Here is a 19,051-nt window from a genome sequence, read left to right on the forward strand (position 1 = left end):
GCATGGGCGAGCGCGTCAGCATCCAGACCGCGGACTTCGATCTGGGCGCCGAGGTCGCCGCGCTGCGCGCCGGTGACGGTGGCGTCGGCGCGGTGTGCAGCTTCATCGGCACGGTGCGCGACCGCAGTGACGGCAGCGCCGTCAGCGCGATGGAGCTGGAGCACTACCCGGGCATGACCGAGCGCGCCATTGAGGCAATGATCGACGAGGCCCACCGCCGCTTCGACATCCGCGCTGCGCGCGTGATCCACCGTGTCGGTCCGCTGGACGTGGGCGATCAGATCGTGCTGGTGGTGGTCAGCTCGGCCCACCGCGGCGAGAGCTTCCAGGCCTGCGAGTTCCTGATGGACTACCTGAAGACCCAGGCCCCGTTCTGGAAGAAGGAAACCACGCCCGAGGGGGCGCGCTGGGTGGACGCCCGCGTCGCCGACGACGCCGCGCTGGCGCGCTGGGGCATCCAGGCGAGCAACGCCGGATGAACGCCGCGGCACCGCTGACCACCGCCCTGGCCATCGGTTTGGGGGGCGCGCTGGGCTCGGTGCTGCGCTGGCTGAGTACGCTGGCGCTGGCGCCGCTGGGCTGGCCGATCGCCGCCGGCACGCTGGCGGTGAACCTGGTGGGGGGGCTGCTGATTGGCGCGTCCATCGTCTGGTTCGGCCGCCACCCGAATGAGCTGCTGCGCCTGGGCCTGGTGACTGGGCTGCTGGGCGGGCTGACCACCTTTTCGGCCTTCTCGGCCGAGTCGCTGACGCTGCTGATCAAAGGCCATTGGGCGCTGGCGCTGGTGCACTCGCTGGTGCATGTGCTGGGCGCGCTGGCTGCTGCGGCGGCGGGCTGGGCCCTGGCGCGTTGGATCCTAGGGTAGGGCGCAGGCCAGCACCTCGGCATCGGACCAGGTCGCACCGGCTTGGCGCCAGGCGCTGATGGACGTGGTCTCGGCGCCGGCACTCAGCGTGGTCAGCAAGATATCCACCACCCGCTGCTCGGCCGGCTGGCGCACCACGCCACGCGCGGCCAGGCCGGCATCGGCGCAGCCCAGCAGATGGGCCGCCTGCGGCAGGCGGCCGCGCTGGGCAGTGAGCCAGGCCAGGCTGTCGACAAAGTAGATCAGACCATCGCTGTGGCGCAGCAGCGGCGCGGCGCGGCGGGCGCAGTCCTCGGCCTCGTCGGGGCGGCCCGCGAAGAGCAGGGCGGTGCACAGGTTGCCCAGGATCACCCCCAGCAGGGCCGGGTCGTCCTGGCGCAGGGCCTCGGCCTCGGCCTCGCGGCCCCAGCGCACCGCGGCTTCGGTGTCGCCGCTGGAGCAGGCCAGGTCGCCCAGGTTCAGCAGCATGATCAGCACGCGGCGGGCGTCGCCCTGGCGGCGGCGCAGCGCCAGCGCTTCCTCATAGGCGGCCAGGGCCTCGGCGTGGCGGTCCTGGCGCTGGCGCAGCGCGCCCAAGGTGGTGCGGTGCAGGGCCTTCAGGTGCAGGCTGGCCTCCACCGCCAGCGCGGTGTCGTTCAGCGCCTGCTCCGACGCGGCCAATTGGTCCAGGTACAGTCGGTTCCAGGCTTGGCCCAGCACCGAGCGCACCCAGCGCCGGTCGCCGGCCTGGCGCCACAGCGCCTCGGCCTGCAGCCGAGCCTCCAGCGCGCGGCGCGGGTCGGCGTCCTGCCACAGGTAGCCGGTGCCGTCCCACAGCGCGGCGGCGGCGCGAGGCTCGGTCTGCGGCGTCAGCTGGGCCTGGGCCAGTGCCAGCAGCCGCCGACCCTCGTCCAGCAGCGACAGCAGCGGCCACAGGTCGGCGCTCCAGCCCGCCAGGCCGATGCCCAGCTCGGGCGCCTGGCGCTCGACCAGGCAGAAATGCAGTGCCGCGCGCAGGTTGTCCAGGTCGGGCCCGAAGGCCTCGCGCCAGCCGGTGTCGCTGCGCGTGCCCAGCTCCTCGAAAGCCTGCTCGAAGCGCCCGTGCATCCATTGCGCATGGCGCAGGCCCACGGCCACGCGCTCGCCGGCCGCGGTGCACAGTGACGCGGCGTAGGCGCGGGTGGACTCCAGCAGGCGGTAGCGCGGGCCGCCGTCGCTGCCGGCGCCGGGCGCCAGTGCCACTAGGCAGTGGTCGACCAGAGACGCCAAGGCTTCGGTCACGCACCAGTCGTCGATCTGCGCATCGCCCACCACCGCCAGGCAAGCGGCCAGGTCAAAGCCGCCCTGGAACACCGCCAGGCGGCGAAAGACGCCGCGCTCGGTGTCGCCCAGCAGGCCGTGGCTCCAATCCAGTGTGGCGCTCAGGGTACGGTGGCGCTCGGGGCGATCGAGCGGACCGCCGGTCAGCAGCCGCAGGCGCTGGCCCAGGCGCTGGCAAACCGCGGGGAGGCCCAGCCGAGCCACCTGCGAGGCCGCCAGCTCGATCGCCAGGGCCAGGCCATCCAGCTGCCGGCACAGCGCGCCCAGGGCGTCGGCATTGCCGGGCTCCAGCGTGAACGAGCCCTGGTGCTCGCGCACCCGCTGCACCAGCAGCTGCACCGCGGGCGAGCGCTCGGCGGCGGCCAGGCCGCTGGCCTCGGGACAGGCCAGCGGCGCCAGGCGGTGCAGGTGCTCGGCCGCCAGGTTCAGCCGCACCTGGCTGGTGGCCAGAACGCGCAGGTCCGGATCGTGAGCCAGCAGACGGACCAGCAGCGCGCCCACGGCAGGCGCCAGGTGCTCGCAGTTGTCCAGCACCAGCAGCTGGGGCCCGCTGGGCCACTCGGCCAGCAGGGCCTCGTCCGCACTGCTGCCGGCCGGCAGCCGCAGCGCCAGCCCGGCCGCGACGGCGCCGGGCAGGCCGCCAGCTTCGGCCAGACCGCTCAAGTCCACCCAGTTGGCGCGGCCTTGCTCGCGCGCCTGCGCTAGCAGGGCCAGCGCCAGCCGGGTCTTGCCGATGCCGCCCTCGCCGACCAGGGTGACCAGGCGGTGGCGCCCCAGCGCAGCATGCAACTGGCTCAGGTCGTCGTCGCGACCGAACAGCAGCGGCGGCGCACCTGGCGCGCTTGCTCCACGGATGGGCGGCGGCGCCAGCGCAGCCGGCGCACCAGCTGCCACCGTTGTCACGGACCAGGTGAAGCGGTATCCCCGGCCGGGCACCGTGGCGATCGCATCCCGGCCCAGCAGGCGTCGCAGCGTGGACACCTGGACCTGCAGGTTGTTCTCCTCGACCACTCGGCCGGGCCAGACATGCGCGAACGCCTCCTCCTTGCTGACTACCTGACCCGCCCGGCTGGCCAAAAGCCCCAGCAGCTCGAAGGCCCGACTGCCCAGCTCCAGCGGCTGCCCCTCGCGCGCTAGTCGCTGCTCGGCGCCATGCCACTCAAAGCCTGAAAAGCGCAGCACCAGGGGGATCGACATCAGGTTTCAGGAGTTTTCAGGCGATTTGGGGCGCGGCGAATGGACCGGCCGTCGCTCGGGCAGGAGCATGCAAAGGCAGTCCGGTGCCCGTCAATCCGTCTACCGCACCGGACCCCTGTTTGGAGGACAGATGCGACACACCAGCCCCCGATTTCGTACCGCCCTGGCAACGGCTGCATTGCTGATCGCCTCGGCGCCGGCAGCCCAGGCCGGTGGCTGCAAGGCTTATGCCAACCAGCGTTTCGTGTTCCTGCTGCAGGGCCAGGTGCGCAGCGCCGACGGCCTGTCGGACGTGGGCAAGTCCATCCTCGGCCGCCTGGTGTTTGACGCCAGTGGCACTGCAGGCAGCTTCACGCTGATGAACAATGGCGGCGATCCGCTGTCTCACGGTCAGGAGCAGGGCAGCTTCAGCTGCCTGGCCACGCGCCAGCTGTCGGGCCTGGCGCAGCAGCTGAACCTGTCCAACGGCCTGGCCATGCTGGCCGTGCGCGAGCGCGGCGCGGTGCAGTTGCTGGCCCAGATGCCGCAAACCGCGATGAACGGCGAGGCCCGCCCCGCTGCCAATTGGGACGCGCTGCCGCACGGTGCCTGCGACCTGCTGCCGGGCAAGGCCTACATCGGGCGCTACGGCGCCGAGTCCGATGGCGTGGCGGCCATGGGCCTGGCCCAGTGGCGCTTTGACACCCGCGTCTTCTCGATGCAGAACTGGGCCGCCTATTCCACCGCCAGCGCAGCAGTGCCGCTGGACCGCACCCTCAGCGCCTGTGCGCCGACCACGCCAGATCAGGTGGCCGTCCTCAGCGTCAACGACGGTATTGACGGCTACCTGATGGCCTACCCCTCGGCCGACGGTTCGGTGGCCTGGATCCATACCTATCCGGGTCGCGGAGTGGGCGGATGGATGCGCCCGCGTTGAGCGACTGGCTCGGCTCGCGACCCGGCTGGCGCTGGACCTGGCCGCAGGCACTGCAGGCCCTGCGACCGCTGCTGCTGGGCGTTGTGCTGGGCTGTGCGGTGCTGCAGTTGGCGCTGCGCTGTTGTTCCTGAGCCCGGACAGCCCGCCGGGGCAGGGCGCATGCCCTACCATGGCGGCCTGATGTCTTTCGATGCCAAGGCCCTGCGGGGCGCGCTGGGGCGCTACGCCACCGGCGTGACGATCACCACCTGCCGCTCGGCCGATGGCCAGCCCGTGGGCCTGACGGTCAATTCCTTCGGGGCGCTGTCGCTGGAGCCCGCGCTGGTGACCTGGGCGCTGCGCGAAACCAGCCCGGCGCTGCCGGCCTTCCGCCAGGCCAGCCACTTTGCGGTCAACGTGTTGTCCGAGGCACAGCTGGAGCTGTCGCGCCGCTTTGCCAGCCCCATCCATGACCGGTTCGCCGAGGGCGAATGGCTCACAGGTCACGGCGGCGCGCCGGTGCTGGCCGGCTGCTGCGCCACCCTGGAATGCGCCACCGAGCGCGAACTGGCGCTGGGCGACCATGTGCTCTTCGTCGGCCGCGTGCTGGCGCTGTCACAGGCCGCGCTGGCGCCGCTGGTGTTCCAGGGCGGGCATTACCATCACCTCGGGCGCACTCTGTGACCTGACACAGGGGCGGTGATCGCCCCGGCCCTTGAAAAGCCCGGTGGATGCCTCATGTCCATGCGCAATCGGAGGTTATTTCCATGCGTCTCGACAAGCTCACCACCGCGTTCCAGCAGGCCCTGGCCGAAGCCCAGAGCCTGGCCGTGGCCCGCGACAACCCGTACATCGAACCCAGCCACGTGCTGGCCGCCATGCTGGCCCAGCCCGACGGCCCCAAGGCTCTGCTCGACCGGGCCGGCGCCAACACCGCCGCGCTGAAGCAGGCCATGGAGGTGGCGATGGGCGGCCTGCCCAGCGTCCAGGGCGGCGGCCAGACCCAGGCCGGTCGTGACCTGGTGCAGCTGTTGCAGCAGGCCGACAAGGAGGCGATGCAGCGCGGCGACGCCTTCATTGCCAGCGAGATGTTCCTGCTGGCGCTGGCCGAGGCCAAGAACGACATCGGCGGCGTGGTCCGCGGCCACGGTCTGACGCGCAAGGCGCTGGAAGCGGCGATCAGCGCGGTGCGCGGCGGCCAGACGGTGGACTCGGCCGAGGCCGAGGGCCAGCGCGAGGCGCTGAAGAAATACACGCTGGACCTGACCGAGCGCGCCCGCATCGGCAAGCTCGACCCGGTGATCGGCCGCGACGACGAGATCCGCCGCGCCATCCAGGTGCTGCAGCGCCGCAGCAAGAACAACCCGGTGCTGATCGGCGAGCCCGGCGTGGGCAAGACGGCGATCGTCGAAGGCCTGGCGCAGCGCATCGTGGCCGGCGAGGTGCCCGACACCCTCAAGGACAAGCGCGTCCTGGTGCTGGACATGGCCGGCCTGCTGGCCGGCGCCAAGTTCCGCGGCGAGTTCGAGGAGCGCCTGAAGGCGGTGCTCAAGGAAGTGGCCCAGGACGAGGGCCGCATCATCCTGTTCATTGACGAGCTGCACACCATGGTGGGCGCCGGCAAGGCTGAGGGCGCGCTGGACGCCGGCAACATGCTCAAGCCGGCGCTGGCGCGGGGCGAGCTGCACTGCATCGGCGCCACCACGCTGGACGAGTACCGCAAGTACGTTGAGAAGGACGCCGCGCTGGAGCGCCGCTTCCAGAAGGTGCTGGTCGACGAACCCACGGTCGAGGCGACCATCGCCATCCTGCGCGGCCTGCAGGAGAAGTACGAGGTGCACCACGGCGTGGAGATCACCGACCCGGCGATCGTGGCCGCGGCCGAGCTGAGCCACCGCTACATCACCGACCGCTTCCTGCCCGACAAGGCGATCGACCTGATCGACGAGGCGGCGGCCAAGATCAAGATCGAGATCGACTCCAAGCCCGAGGCCATGGACAAGCTCGATCGCCGCCTGATCCAGCTGAAGATCGAGCGCGAGGCGGTGCGCAAGGAGACCGATGAGGCCTCGCAGAAGCGCCTGGGCCTGATCGAGGAAGAGATCAGCAAGCTCGAGCGCGAGTACGCCGATCTGGACGAGATCTGGAAGGCCGAGAAGGCCCAGGCCCAGGGCAGCGCCCAGGTCAAGGAAGAGATCGACCGCATCAAGTTCCAGATCGAGGAGCTCAAGCGCAAGGGCAACTTCGACAAGGTGGCCGAGCTGCAGTACGGCAAGCTGCCCGAGCTGGACAAGCGCCTCAAGGAAGCCCAGGCCAAGGAGGCCGGCAAGAAGGCCGGCGGGCAGGGGCCGCAGCTGCTGCGCACCATGGTGGGCGCCGAGGAGATCGCCGAGGTGGTCAGCCGTGCCACAGGCATCCCGGTCAGCAAGCTGATGCAGGGCGAGCGCGACAAGCTGCTGCAGATGGAAGGCAAGCTGCACGAGCGCGTGGTGGGCCAGGACGAGGCCATCGTGGCGGTCAGCGACGCCATCCGCCGCAGCCGCGCCGGTCTGTCCGACCCCAACCGGCCGCTGGGCAGCTTCCTGTTCCTGGGCCCCACCGGCGTGGGCAAGACCGAGCTGTGCAAGGCGCTGGCGGGCTTCCTGTTCGACAGCGAGGACCACATGATCCGCATCGACATGAGCGAGTTCATGGAGAAGCACACGGTCAGTCGCCTGATCGGCGCGCCGCCGGGCTATGTGGGCTACGACGAGGGCGGCTACCTCACCGAGGCGGTGCGCCGCAAACCCTACAGCGTGGTGCTGCTCGACGAGGTGGAGAAGGCCCACCCGGACGTCTTCAACGTGCTGCTGCAGGTGCTGGACGATGGTCGCCTGACCGACGGCCAGGGCCGCACCGTGGACTTCAAGAACACCGTGATCGTGATGACCAGCAACCTGGGCAGCCACCTGATCATGTCGATGGCCGGCCAGCCGGTGGATGACATCCGCGACGCGGTGTGGGGTGAGGTCAAGCAGCACTTCCGCCCGGAGTTCCTCAACCGCATCGACGAGACCGTGGTCTTCCATGCGCTGGACCAGCAGCACATCGAGTCGATCGCGCGCATCCAACTCAAGGCGCTGGAAGCGCGCCTGGCCAAGATGGAGATGGCGCTGGACGTCTCGCCCGAGGCGCTGGCCGAGATCGCCAAGGTCGGCTTCGACCCGGTGTTCGGGGCCCGGCCGCTCAAGCGCGCCATCCAGCAGCGCATCGAGAACCCGGTGGCGCGGCTGATCCTGGAGGGCCGCTTCGGTCCGAAGGACACCATCCCGGTGGTGGTGGACGGCGACCGGTTCAGCTTCGGCCGCACGGTGCATTGAGCCTGGCGTCAGGCTCCTAGAATGGGGCCTGACCTCACAGGGCCGCCGTGCACCGGCGGCCGCACGCATGAAGCAACAAGGACAAGCAGCACCGGGCCAGGCGCTGCCGGTGGTGATCATCGGTGCGGGCCTGGCCGGCCTGACCGTGGCGCTGCACCTGGCCCAGCAGGGCCAGAACGTGGTGGTGCTGGCCAAGCGCACTGTGGGCGAGGGCGCCACGCCCTGGGCGCAGGGCGGCATCGTCGGCGTGCTGGGCAGCGATGACAGCATCGCCAGCCATGTCCACGACACCCAGGACGCCGGCGCCGGCCTGGTCGACGAGAACACGGCCCGCTTCATCGCCGAGCACAGCGCTGCCGCGATCGAGTGGCTGGTGGCGCAGGGCGTGCCCTTCTCGCCCGACCCCGACGGACCGCTGGGTCTGCACCTGACCCGCGAAGGCGGCCACGCCGTGCGCCGCATCGCCCACGCCGCCGATGCCACCGGCAAGGCCATCCATGACGCGCTGCTGGCTGCTGCCCGGGCTCACCCCAGGGTGACGCTGCGCGAGCAGGTGATGGCGGTCGACCTGATCACCCACCACCACCTGGGCCGTTTCGACGACCCGCGGGCACGGCGGGTGCATGGCGTCTATGCGCTGGACATTGTCAGCGGCCATGTGGATGCCCTGGCGGCGAGCGCCGTGGTGCTGGCCACCGGCGGCCTGGGCAAGGTCTACCGTTACACCAGCAACCCCGACACCGCCACCGGTGACGGCGTGGCCATGGCCTGGCGCGCCGGCTGCCGGGTGGCCAACATGGAATTCATCCAGTTCCACCCGACCTGCCTGTACCACCCGCAGGACCGCACCTTCTTGCTGACCGAGGCGCTGCGCGGCGAAGGCGCCCAGCTGAAGCTGCCGGCCTCGGCCGGCGGCGGCCGCTTCATGCCCCACCACGACCCGCGGGCCGAGCTGGCGCCGCGCGACATCGTGGCGCGGGCCATTGATTTCGAGATGAAGAAGCACGGCCTGGACCATGTCTGGCTGGATGTCTCACCCATCGTGGCCGAGAAGGGCGAGGCGTTTGTGCGCGAGCATTTCCCCACCATCCACGCGCGCTGCCTGAGCCTGGGCATCGACATCACCCGCCAGCCCATCCCGGTGGTGCCGGCGGCGCACTACAGCTGCGGCGGCATCGTCACCGACACCGACGGGCGCACCGATCTGCCGGGCCTGTACGCCGTGGGCGAATCCACCTACACCGGCCTGCACGGCGCCAACCGGCTGGCCAGCAATTCGCTGCTGGAGTGCGTGGTGATCGGCAAGACCTGCGCCGAGGCCATCCAGGCCTCACCACAGGCCGAGCATGTTGAGGTCCCGGCCTGGGATGAGAGCCTGGTCGAGAACGCCGACGAGCAGGTGGTGATCTCGCACAACTGGGACGAGTTGCGCCTGCTGATGTGGAACTATGTGGGCATCGTGCGCACCACGCGCCGGCTGGAGCGGGCCCAGCACCGCATCCGCAACCTGCGCGAGGAGGTGGACGAGTACTACGCCAACTTCCGCGTCAACCGCGACCTGCTGGAGCTGCGCAACCTGCTGGTCTGCGCCGAGCTGATCGTGCGTTCGGCGCTGATGCGCCACGAGAGCCGCGGTCTGCACTACATTCGGGACTTTCCGCAACCGCTGCCAATGAGCTTCCCGACCGTGCTGTACCGCGAGGCGCGCAGCCGCCGCACCCGATGACCGGGTTGGCGCTCTCCGGTCGCAGGCGGGGCCAGCGGTCTGGCCTGACCGAGGACCGTGGATGAGCGTGATCCGACAGCCGCTGAGCGAGGTGCTTGACCTGCTGGTGGTGGGCATGGCCTTGCCCTTCCATGTGCTCGATCCCCACGAGCGCCGTCTGCTGGCCGAGGGGCATGTGGTGGTCAGCGAGTCCCAGCTGGAGGCCCTGGTCGCCCGCGGCGCCTGGGTGGACCGGGCCGTGGCCGATGCCGTGCGCGCCCAGCGCCAGAAGGCGCAGCCCGCCGCTGACGCACCCCGTCGCGCCCCGACCCTGTTCGACCGTTGGGAAGAGATGATCTGGCAGCTCGATGGCTTGCTGCGCCAGGTGCTGGCCGGCCAGCCCGGTCAGGAGGCCGCGCTACTGTGGCTGGCCGAGCGCCTGATCGAGCGGGTCGACCGGCATGTGGACGTGGCGCTGTTCATGGTGGTGCGCCCGCCCGATCCGCGCTTTGCGCTCTACGCCTTGCAGCATGCGCAGCATTCGGCGGTGGTCGCCCTGCTGTTGTCGCGCCACCTGGGCTGGGACGCCCCCACCGCGCGACGGCTGGTGGCCGCGGCCATGACGATGAATGTCTCGACGCTGGAGCTGCAGGCCCAGATGGCCGTGCAGACCGACCCGCCCACCACCCGCCAGCGTGAGTTGATCCGGGCCCATCCGCTGGCCTCCGAGGCCCTGCTGCGCAAGGCCGGCGTGACCGACGAGGCCTGGCTGCAGGCGGTGCGCGAGCACCACGAGCGGCCTGACGGCGGCGGCTACCCGGCCGGCCTGACCCAGGTCTGCGAGCTTGCCCACGCGCTGCGCACCGCCGATGTGTTCACCGCCAAGATCAGCGCCCGGGCGATCCGCCAGGCGCTGCCGATCCAGGTGGCTGCGAAGCAGCTGTTCCAGGAGGAGAAGGGCGGCCCGATGGCCACCGGCATCATCAAGCAGCTGGGCCTGTACCCGCCGGGCGACCTGGTGCAGCTGAAGAGCGGTGAGATTGCGGTGGTCACCCACCGCGGCCCGAATGCCACGACGCCGCTCGTCGCCACGATCACCAACACGCAGGGCCAGCCGGTGGCCGCCACCTTGGCCCGCAATTCGGCGGACGCCGCCTACGCGATCACGGGCCCGGTGCTGGACCGCAAGGGGCTGCCCCGGGTGCCTGCCGAGCGGGTCTACGGGCTGATTCCGGCCTGACCCGGCCGGTTCACGACCTCAGCTGCGCGCCCGCATCGCGTTGCGCGCCTGCACGAAGCCCAGCGCAAACTCCACCGACTCGACCACCGCGCGTTCGCTGTCGGTGCGCTCGCGCTCGGTCTGGAAGAAGGCCAGGTCGACGTCATGCCGGATGTAGCGCGGCGGCAGCCGGTTCAATGCCACGCAGGCCACATCGGCCAGCACATCGTCATTGCCCAGCAGGTGCGGGAAGGCCTGCGCCTGCGCCATGACTTCATTGAAGACGGCGCGTTCGTACCAGTTGTGGATCGAGGTGATGTCCATCCGCCCAGTGTGGCGCGACTGAGCCCGGCGCAGGCGTGAAAAAGCGCGCAAAGACCCGCCAAAACTGCGAGCGCTGGCATCAGAGAAGCCCCGTCGGGAACGCTCAGAGGCAGCCCGGCGTCGGGCACAGGAGGTAGGCCTTGCCGTCCGTGTCGGCCGCCGCGATCTGGCCGCGGGCGTTGATCGCAAAGCCCCAGCCCAGCCTGGACCGGCGCGGCAGCCCCACGGTGACGGCGTTGAGGTCCACCACAGTGCCCCCCTCCGCCTCTGTCACGAAGGCCGTCCAGTCACCTTGGGCGTTGCGCGTCCAGCCGACCACGTGGCCTTGCGCATCCACCCCCAGGGCCTCGCCGGTGCCGCCGTTGGGCAGGCTCAGCACGCGCAGACCGATCGATGGGTGCTGGACAAAGGCCATCGAGACCGCGGCGGCGTCTGCCTGGCGCCAGCCCGCGACCCAACCGGTGTCGCTGATCGCCCGCGCTGCACTGCGGTAGGAGGGGGTCGACTCCAGCGCTTGCATGGCGGCACCCCCCGGGCCGGTGATGAAGGCCTGGCGCGGTGAATTGCTGTTGCCAGTGTCTGATTCGCCCACCACGCGGCCGCTGCTGTCGACGGCGTAACCCCAGGAGCTTGATCCGCCCAGCGTCCCCAGGTCGATTGGCGCCACCTGCTCGAGTGGGCCCAGGATGGCGTGCGCCTGGCCCGATGCCTTCAGCGAGGCATACCCGGTGGCCAGACCGTTGCCGTTGACGCCAGCAAAAACAGCCCTGGTGGCCCAGGTGGGCGCCAGGACCGGGGTCCATTTCCTTCCTTTGGGGTCGGTGTAGAACCCTTGGTCACCCGACCACAGGGAGCGCAGCCAGCCCACAGCGCGTCCGCTGTCGGTGATCCCGGTCGCCCAGGCATCGTGGTCGCCATCAAGGGGCGTGCGGACCGCCAGCATGTCCTGGCCATTGGCGCCGCTGACCATCGCACGTTGGCGCAATGCACCCCAGGCCGCACCCGCAATCTGGCCATTGGCGTTCAGGGCCCATGGCGTGAAGCCCCGAGCATCATGGCGCACTTGCAGGGCTTGGGCGTAATAGGGGCCCGCTGCACAGGCCGAATACGAACTCAGCAGCAGGGTCAACGGCAGCAGGCCGGCGCACAGTGTCTTGGTCATCGCGTTCCTCCCTGGAACATGGGGTGTGACTGGCCGTGCCCCTGTGTTGGATCGCGCAGCGCGCAGGGGCTCAGGCCGTCAGCGAATCTAGCACGCGCATCGAGTAATCGGTGGCCATCACGTCCTTGGTGAGCTTGCCGATCGAGATGCGGTCGACGCCGGTCGACGCGATCTCGCGCAGGCCGTCGAGCGTGATGCCGCCCGAGGCCTCAAGCAGCGCACGGCCCTGGGTCAGGGCCACGGCCTCGCGCATCTGGTCGGTGCTGAAGTTGTCGAGCAGCACGCTGGTGGCGCCATGCGCCAGCGCGAGTTGCAACTGGGCCAGGCTTTCCACCTCGATCTGCACGTCCACGCCGGCGTTCAAGGCGCGGGCCTGGGCCAGCACCTGCGGGATGCCGCCGGCCGCGGCGATGTGGTTTTCCTTGATCAGGATGCCGTGCCACAGCGCCAGGCGCTGGTTGGCGCCGCCACCCACGCGCACCGCGTACTTCTGGGCCTGACGCAGGCCGGGCAGGGTCTTGCGGGTATCGAGCACCACGCAGCCGCGCGGGTTGGGGCTGGCGCCCTCGATGGCGTCGGCGTGGCGACGGGTGATCGTGGCGGTGCCGGACAGCAGTTGCAGGAAGTTCAGCGCCGGGCGCTCGGCCGACAGCAGGGCGCGGGCGTCGGACTCGATCTCGCACACCGGCGTGGCGGCGCTCATGCGCGCACCTTCGGCGTAGTGCCACTGCACGCGGGCCTGCGGGTCCAGCGTGGTGACACAGGCGTCGAACCAGTCGCGGCCGCACAGGATGGCGTTCTCGCGCACTGTCACGCGGGCGCGCACGCGCCGGCCGTCGGGCACCAGCTGCCCGGTCCAGTCGCAGCGGCCGATGTCCTCGAACAGCGCATCGCGCACATTGCGCGCCCGGGCCTCTTCCAGGGTTTCGTTGTGGTCGAAGTGCATCAGGCGGCTCCAATGCCCTTGACCATGCCCTGGACCTTGGGCGCCAGCGCCGCCGGGTGGGCGGCCACGTAGGCCAGCATGCGGTCGATGCAGCCGTGGGCCTTCTGGCCGATCACGGGATCGACGTGGATCTCGCCGCTGCCGCTCTCCAGGCAGTCGACCACCCCTTGCAGGCCGTTCATGGCCATCCAGGGGCAGTGCGCGCAGCTCTTGCAGGTGGCGCTGTTGCCGGCGGTGGGGGCCTCGATCAGCGTCTTGCCGGGGGCCAGCTGGCGCATGCGGTGCATGATCAGGTTGTCGGTGGCGACGATGTACTCCTGCGCGCTGCCGTTGATCACCGCGCTCAGCATCTGCGAGGTGGATCCCACCACATCGGCCAGCGCCACCACGCTCTCGGGCGATTCGGGGTGCACCAGCACCATCGCATTCGGGTGCTGGGCCTTCAGCAGCTGCAGCTCCACGCCCTTGAACTCGTTGTGGACGATGCAGTCGCCCTGCCACAGCAGCATGTCGGCGCCGGTCTCGCGCTGGATGTAGCGGCCCAGGTGGCGGTCGGGCGCCCAGAGGATCTTCTGGCCCTGGTCCTTCAGGTGGTTGACGATGCCCAGCGCACAGGAGCTGGTCACCATCCAGTCGGCGCGGGCCTTCACCGCCGCGCTGGTGTTGGCGTAGACCACCACGGTGCGGTCGGGGTGGGCATCGCAGAACGCCGCAAAGTCGTCGGCCGGGCAGCCCAGGTCGAGCGAGCAGGTGGCGTCCAGGTCGGGCATCAGCACGGTCTTGCCGGGCGACAGGATCTTGGCGCTCTCGCCCATGAAACGCACGCCGGCCACCACCAGGGTCTGGCTGGCGTGATCGCGGCCGAAGCGGGCCATCTCCAGCGAATCGGCGACGATGCCGCCGGTCTCCAGGGCCAGGTCCTGCAGCTCGCCTTCGACGTAGTAGTGCGCCACCAGCACCGCGTTGCGGGCTGCCAGCAACTCGCGGGCGCGGGCCTTGAGCGCATCGCGCTGGCTGGGCGTCAGCGGGGCGGGCACCTTGGCCCAGGCGCTGAGCGTGCAGCTCTGGCCCTGAGCGTCCTGTCGGGTGTACTCGTAAACGGTGTCAGACATGGGGCTTCGGCGGCGCGCCGCGCCGCCCGGCGAAATCAGCCCCGCATGGTACCGCCGCGGCGCCTAACGCGTCTGCTGCCAGGCCTTGAACACCGCGTTCCAGGCCTCGGACACGCCGTGGCGGGCTGGCGGCGGCTCAAAGCGCAGCCGCTGCATCCACAGCGGGCTGTCGGCCAGGTGGCTGGCCACGTCGCGCACCGACGGCGACCCCAGGATGGTCCAGGGCGGCCCTTCCTCGCCCAGCCGGCGCACCTGGGCCGCCACCATCAGCACCCAGCGGGTGGCCTCGGCGTCCTGTTGCGGATCGGCCAGCATCACCGCCAGCCGGGTGCGGCGCCAGACCCGGGTCATGGCCGGCGACGGCCGATCGGGCTCCAGCCGCCGGGTGTGCAGGTGGCGCACGATGCAGGGCAAGCCATCCTCGCGCGGCAGGCGGATCTCGTCGATCACCGCCACTTCCCGCAGCGCCACCGGCGACAGCACGCGCACCCGCGCCAGCGGTGCGCCGGTGGTCTCGGCCAGCGCCTGCATGATGGCCGGGGCCCATCGCAGCGCGGGGTCGAGCAGCAGCAGGTCCTGGCGTTCGTCGGGCAGCGGGCCGGCTGATTGCCAGCGCGAGTCCAGGGCGGTGGCCATGAATTCGCTGTCGACCAGCTCCAGTGTGCCCGCGTGGCGCACGGGCAGGTCAGGCACGATGCGCAGTGACAACGGAGGGCGTTCGGTGCGTTCAGCAAGGCGGGTTGAAGGCATGGTGCCACCATAGGCCATGGGCTGCGCTGGGCTGTCTCTGGTTGTGTCACCGTGTGCCGGTGGGGGTCGCTAAGATGCCGGCACGATGTCCGACTCCCTCACAAGCACCGCGCCGCCCGCCCGGCTGCGCGACGACGCCACCACCATCGGCCTGGTGGGACTGGCTCACGGAACCTCACACTTCTTTCATCTGTTGCTGCCGCCGCTGTTCCCTTTGTTCATCCGGGACTTCGGGCTGAGCTATGCGGAGCTGGGCCTGCTGGTATCCACCTTTTTTGTCATCTCGGGCGTGGGCCAGGCGCTGGCCGGCTTCGTGGTCGACCGCTTTGGCGCGCGGCCGGTGCTGATGCTGGCGATGCTGAGCTTTGCCTCGGCTGGCGTGGCGGCGGCGCTGGCCCCGGGCTATGGCGGCCTGATGCTGGCAGCGATGCTGGCCGGTCTGGGCAACGCGCCCTTCCATCCGGCCGACTTCACCATCCTGAACAAGCGGGTCTCAGCGAAGAATCTGGGCCACGCGTTCTCGGTGCATGGCATCACCGGCAACCTGGGCTGGGCCGCGGCGCCGGTGTTCCTGACCGGCCTGACGGCGCTGAGCGGCTCGTGGCGCGTGGCCACGGCCAGCGCCAGTGTCTGGGCGCTGCTGGTGCTGGCGGTGCTGTGGTGGCAACGTGCGGCCATCGACGACCGCGCCGCGGGGCTGGCCTCGGCCAGCAAGCAGGCGGTCGCGGCCGCGCCGGGCGAGCATCCGCTGGCCTTTCTGCGCCTGCCCTCGGTGTGGCTGTGTTTCAGCTTCTTCTTCTGGACCACCTGCGCGCTCAGCGCCATCCAGAGCTTTGCCAGCCCGGCGCTGCAGCAGCTCTACGGCCTGTCGCTCGAGCTGACCTCGTTCATCGTCACCGGCTTCATGCTGTTCGGGGCGGTGGGCATGGTGATGGGCGGCTTCCTGGTGGGCAGGGCCGAGCGGCTGGAGCGCCTGATTGCGCTGTGCCTGCTGGCCTCGGCCGGTGTGCTGTGGCTGGTGGCCAGCGGTCTGCTGCCCGGACCGCTGGCCATGATCGTGGCCGCCTCGGCCGGACTGGGCACCGGCCTGGCCGGACCGTCGCGCGACATGCTGATCAAGCGTGCGGCGCCGCCCGGCGCCACCGGGCGTGTCTATGGCACGGTGTACTCGGGGCTGGACATCGGCTTTGCCCTGGCCGCCCCGGCCTTTGGCGCGCTGATGGACCACCAGCAGCCGTCAGCCGTGTTCTGGGGCGCGGGTCTGGCGCTGCTGTGCGGCGTGGGATCGGCCTGGCTGGTGGGCGCGGGCGTGGCGCGGCGGCGCGCGGCCCTGGCGGCCTGAGCTGCAAGCCCGGCGTCGGGCAGGCGCGGCAGAATCGGCGCCCATGAACGCCGACACCACCCCCTCCACCTGTGACCTGTGTGACGCACACAAGTCCGACAGCAGCGGCGCGCTGCGCGTGCTGCCGCCCGTGTTCCACCACTATGGCGCGCGCACGCGCTTTGCCGGCACGCTCAGCACCGTGCAGTGCCTGGACGACAACTCGCGCGTCAAGGAGGCGGTCAACACGCCGGGCCAGGGCCGCGTGCTGCTGGTCGATGCCGGGGGCACGGTGCGCCGCTCGATGGTGGGCGGCCTGCTGGCCGAAGCGGCAGCGAAGAACGGCTGGGCTGGCGTGGTGGTCTGGGGCGCCGTGCGCGACAAGGCCGAGCTGGCCGCCGCTCAGGTGGGTGTGGTCGCGCTGGCGCTGACGCCCATGCCCACCGACCGCAAGGACCAGGGCCTGCGTGACGTGCCCGTGCAGATCGATGGCCTGCTGATCCGACCCGGCGAGTATCTGGTGGCCGACGAAGACGGCATCGTGGTGCTGCCGACGCGCCCCTGAACGGGCACGCCGCGCGGCTACAATGCGCCACTTCGTCGGGGCGTAGCGCAGTCTGGTAGCGCATCTGCTTTGGGAGCAGAGGGTCGGAGGTTCGAATCCTCTCGCCCCGACCAACCCGCCGCGCGGGTTCCTGACACCTCAGACCGTGAAGCGGGCCATCAGCGCCTGCAGCGCTTCAGCCTGGGAGAGCATCTGCTCCGAAGTGGCCGACAGCTCTTCCGCGGCCGCGGCGTTGTGCTGGGTCACCTGGTTGAGGTGGTCCATCGTGCCGGTGATTTGCGCCACGGCCTGGGCCTGGTCGGCACTGGCCTGGGCAATGGCGTGGACCTGCTCGGTGGTGGCGCCGATCGTCGGTTGCATCTGCTGCAGCAGGCTGCCGGCCTGCTCGGCGGTATCGACCGAGGCCTTGGCCAACTGACCGATTTCCTGCGCCGAGGACTGGCTGCGTTCGGCCAGCTTGCGCACCTCGGCCGCCACGACGGCAAAGCCCTTGCCCAGCTCGCCCGCGCGGGCGGCCTCGATCGCCGCGTTCAACGCCAGCAGATTGGTCTGGTAGGCGATGTCGTCGATGATGGCCACCTTGCCGGCGATCACGCGCATGGCCTGCGCCGTGCGGGCAGCAGCGTCGCCGCCGATCGAGGCATCCTGGGCGGCGCGCGAGGCCACGTCCTCGGCAGTGCCGGCACGGTCCGAGTTGCCGCGGATCGATTGCGTCATCTCCTGCAGCGAGGCCGTGGTCTGCTCCAGGCTGGCAGCCTGCTGTGCGGCCGACTGGGCCAGCGACTGCGCGGTCGAAGCCACCTGCATGGACGACTGCTGTAGCTGCGCCGAGGCGTCGATCACCTCGGACAGGGTGCTCGACACGGTGTCGAGCAGGCGGTTGAAGAGGCCAGAGAGGGTGGCTGTGAAACCACCGCCCGTGGCGCCGTCCAGGCGCACGCTGACATCGCCCGCCGCGGCCGCCTCGACCACCTCGGTCAGGCGGCGCTCGGCGCGCGCTTCTTCGCTGCGGTCGAGCCACTCCACCACGGTGCCGCAACGGCGGCCTGCGGCGTCGATGATCGGGCTGGTCTTGGTGTGCAACTGGGCACTATCCCAGTCCAGCAGGCGGTCGCTGGAGCGGACCAGGTCGTCCAGCCTGCCGCCGCTCAACAACTGACCTTGCAGGCTGGCCAGGTCACCCTGGCCCTGCGCCAGCGTGGCCAGCGTCGGTGCGTGGTGGCCGCAGGCGCCGGCATGGCGGGCCGCCAGGGCGCGCATCGCCTGGTTGGCGTAGACCACCTGGTGCCGGGCGTCGGCAATCAGCGCGGCGGTGGCGCTGCTGTCCAGTGCCTGGCGCACCCGCAGGTTGTCGGCGGCAACGGCCGATTCACGCTCGATGCGCTCGCGCAGATCGCCCTGCATCTGGCGCAGTGCCTGCAGCAATCGGGCCTCCTCGCTGGTCCCGGGCAGCTGCGCAATGCGCTGGTCCAGTTGTCCAGCACCCACGGCCTGGGCGGCGGCGACGGCAGCCCTCAGGCCGCCGGCCGTGGCCTGGTAGAAGCTGCCGAAGGCCGTGAGCGCCAGCAGCAGCACGCCGCCGACGATCCAGGCCATGCGCTGCCAGCGCTGCCGGGCCGCGCTCAGCACGTCGTCGACGTAGACGCCGGTGCCAATCACCCAGCCCCAGGGCTGGAAGCCGGCCACATAGGAGAGCTTGTCCTGCGGTTCGGCGGCGCCGGGCTTGGGCCACTGGTAGGCCACCAGGCCGGCCTGCTGCTGCCGGACCACCTCGACGAAGCGGGTGAACACCGCCAGGCCGTTGGGGTCCTTGAAGCTGGACATGTCCTTGCCGTCGAGCTCGGGCTTGGTGGGGTGCATCACCATCACCGCGTCCATGTCGTTGATCCAGAAGTAGTCGTTGTCGCCGTAGCGCATGCCGGCCACGATCTGGCGCGCCAGCGCCTGTGCCTGGGCGCGGTCGAGGGTGCCCGCCTGCTCCTGGGCGTGGGCCCAGGCCAGCACGCCGCGGGCGGCACGCACATGGTCGGACACGGCGGCCTCTCGCCCGGCCAGGTCCAGCAGGTATTCGCCGCGCGCCTGCCAGGCCAGCAAACCCAGCAGTGGCACCAGGATCAGCAGCGCCACCAGCAAGGCGCGCCACCGGAAGCCCAGCGGCTGAAAAAGCCGACCACCCAGCGCCAGCAGGCCCGCCGGTGCCGCCATGGGCAGCGAAGAAACAGAAGGGTCGATCGTCAGCCGGGCAGCCTGTTGCACGTTGGGGTCCTCGCGAGGCACGCGACCGCAACATGCGGCCATGTGGACAGCGAGTCTGACGCCGGCCGCGCGCAGG

At 70.6% G+C, this 19,051-nt stretch carries 17 protein-coding genes and 1 tRNA gene; 11 read left to right on the top strand and 7 right to left on the bottom strand.

From position 1 onward, the window contains the following. The first annotated feature begins 2 nt into the window (after positions 1-2). Positions 3-479: a molybdenum cofactor biosynthesis protein MoaE gene (locus KAK06_RS07250; RefSeq protein ID WP_210801263.1), complete on the top strand. Its 477-nt coding sequence runs from the start codon at positions 3-5 to the stop codon at positions 477-479. Beyond that, complete coding sequence (locus KAK06_RS07255) at positions 476-865, top strand: CrcB family protein (protein ID WP_210801264.1); 390 nt, start codon at positions 476-478, stop codon at positions 863-865. Before KAK06_RS07250 ends, KAK06_RS07255 begins: the two co-directional genes overlap by 4 nt. Here KAK06_RS07255 and KAK06_RS07260 read toward each other — a convergent pair. Then, on the bottom strand, positions 857-3,361 hold the full coding sequence (locus KAK06_RS07260; RefSeq protein ID WP_210801265.1) for an ATP-binding protein: 2,505 nt from the start codon (positions 3,359-3,361) through the stop codon (positions 857-859). The genes KAK06_RS07255 and KAK06_RS07260 overlap by 9 nt on opposite strands. A 130-nt stretch (positions 3,362-3,491) precedes the next feature. Here KAK06_RS07260 and KAK06_RS07265 point away from each other — a divergent pair, with 130 nt between their 5' ends. The 6 genes from KAK06_RS07265 (at position 3,492) to KAK06_RS07285 (ending at position 10,560) form a co-directional block, all read left to right on the top strand. Then, positions 3,492-4,277, top strand: a complete 786-nt coding sequence (locus KAK06_RS07265; RefSeq protein ID WP_210801266.1) for a hypothetical protein — start codon at positions 3,492-3,494, stop codon at positions 4,275-4,277. After that, the gene (locus KAK06_RS24395) at positions 4,274-4,408 is read left to right on the top strand and encodes a hypothetical protein (protein ID WP_259373606.1); all 135 of its coding nucleotides are present in this window, start codon (positions 4,274-4,276) and stop codon (positions 4,406-4,408) included. Before KAK06_RS07265 ends, KAK06_RS24395 begins: the two co-directional genes overlap by 4 nt. 49 nt (positions 4,409-4,457) lie before the next feature. Next, a complete protein-coding gene (locus tag KAK06_RS07270) occupies positions 4,458-4,940 on the top strand; it encodes a flavin reductase family protein (protein ID WP_210801267.1) in 483 nt (160 codons plus the stop codon). A gap of 83 nt (positions 4,941-5,023) precedes the next feature. Beyond that, positions 5,024-7,615, top strand: coding sequence for an ATP-dependent chaperone ClpB (gene clpB / locus KAK06_RS07275; protein ID WP_210801268.1), 2,592 nt, complete (start codon positions 5,024-5,026; stop codon positions 7,613-7,615). Positions 7,616-7,682: 67 nt separating this feature from the next. Continuing rightward, positions 7,683-9,341 carry an L-aspartate oxidase gene (nadB, locus tag KAK06_RS07280; RefSeq protein WP_210801269.1) on the top strand — a complete coding sequence of 553 codons (1,659 nt, stop codon included), beginning with the start codon at positions 7,683-7,685 and terminating at the stop codon, positions 9,339-9,341. 61 nt (positions 9,342-9,402) lie between these two features. Then, on the top strand, positions 9,403-10,560 hold the full coding sequence (locus KAK06_RS07285) for an HD-GYP domain-containing protein (RefSeq protein ID WP_210801270.1): 1,158 nt from the start codon (positions 9,403-9,405) through the stop codon (positions 10,558-10,560). Positions 10,561-10,578: 18 nt separating this feature from the next. Here KAK06_RS07285 and KAK06_RS07290 read toward each other — a convergent pair whose 3' ends face one another. The 5 genes from KAK06_RS07290 to KAK06_RS07310 form a co-directional block, all read right to left on the bottom strand. Then, positions 10,579-10,863 carry a late competence development ComFB family protein gene (locus KAK06_RS07290; protein WP_210801271.1) on the bottom strand — a complete coding sequence of 95 codons (285 nt, stop codon included), beginning with the start codon at positions 10,861-10,863 and terminating at the stop codon, positions 10,579-10,581. Between the two features lie 103 nt (positions 10,864-10,966). Beyond that, positions 10,967-12,025 carry a hypothetical protein gene (locus tag KAK06_RS07295; RefSeq protein ID WP_210801272.1) on the bottom strand — a complete coding sequence of 353 codons (1,059 nt, stop codon included), beginning with the start codon at positions 12,023-12,025 and terminating at the stop codon, positions 10,967-10,969. A 70-nt stretch (positions 12,026-12,095) separates the two neighbouring features. Next, entirely contained in the window at positions 12,096-12,971 is an 876-nt protein-coding gene (gene nadC / locus KAK06_RS07300) for a carboxylating nicotinate-nucleotide diphosphorylase (RefSeq protein WP_210801273.1), read from the bottom strand. After that, positions 12,971-14,083 (bottom strand): quinolinate synthase NadA, encoded by a 1,113-nt coding sequence (nadA, locus tag KAK06_RS07305; protein ID WP_210801274.1) that lies wholly within the window; start codon positions 14,081-14,083, stop codon positions 12,971-12,973. The genes nadC and nadA overlap by 1 nt, the downstream gene beginning before the upstream one ends. Before the next feature lie 63 nt (positions 14,084-14,146). Beyond that, positions 14,147-14,776: a hypothetical protein gene (locus KAK06_RS07310; protein ID WP_210801275.1), complete on the bottom strand. Its 630-nt coding sequence runs from the start codon at positions 14,774-14,776 to the stop codon at positions 14,147-14,149. A 142-nt stretch (positions 14,777-14,918) separates the two neighbouring features. Here KAK06_RS07310 and KAK06_RS07315 point away from each other — a divergent pair, with 142 nt between their 5' ends. The 3 genes from KAK06_RS07315 to KAK06_RS07325 all read left to right on the top strand — a co-directional run bounded on the left by KAK06_RS07315 (position 14,919) and on the right by KAK06_RS07325 (position 16,832). Continuing rightward, complete coding sequence (locus KAK06_RS07315; RefSeq protein WP_210801276.1) at positions 14,919-16,175, top strand: MFS transporter; 1,257 nt, start codon at positions 14,919-14,921, stop codon at positions 16,173-16,175. A gap of 43 nt (positions 16,176-16,218) precedes the next feature. Further along, a complete protein-coding gene (gene rraA / locus KAK06_RS07320; protein ID WP_210801277.1) occupies positions 16,219-16,719 on the top strand; it encodes a ribonuclease E activity regulator RraA in 501 nt (166 codons plus the stop codon). Between the two features lie 36 nt (positions 16,720-16,755). Next, a tRNA-Pro gene (locus KAK06_RS07325) sits at positions 16,756-16,832 on the top strand. 25 nt (positions 16,833-16,857) lie between these two features. Here KAK06_RS07325 and KAK06_RS07330 read toward each other — a convergent pair. Further along, entirely contained in the window at positions 16,858-18,975 is a 2,118-nt protein-coding gene (locus tag KAK06_RS07330; RefSeq protein ID WP_210801278.1) for a methyl-accepting chemotaxis protein, read from the bottom strand. Positions 18,976-19,051: the final 76 nt, after the last annotated feature.

Source organism: Ideonella aquatica (genome assembly GCF_018069755.1).
GTDB classification, from domain to species: Bacteria; Pseudomonadota; Gammaproteobacteria; order Burkholderiales; family Burkholderiaceae_C; genus Ideonella; species Ideonella aquatica.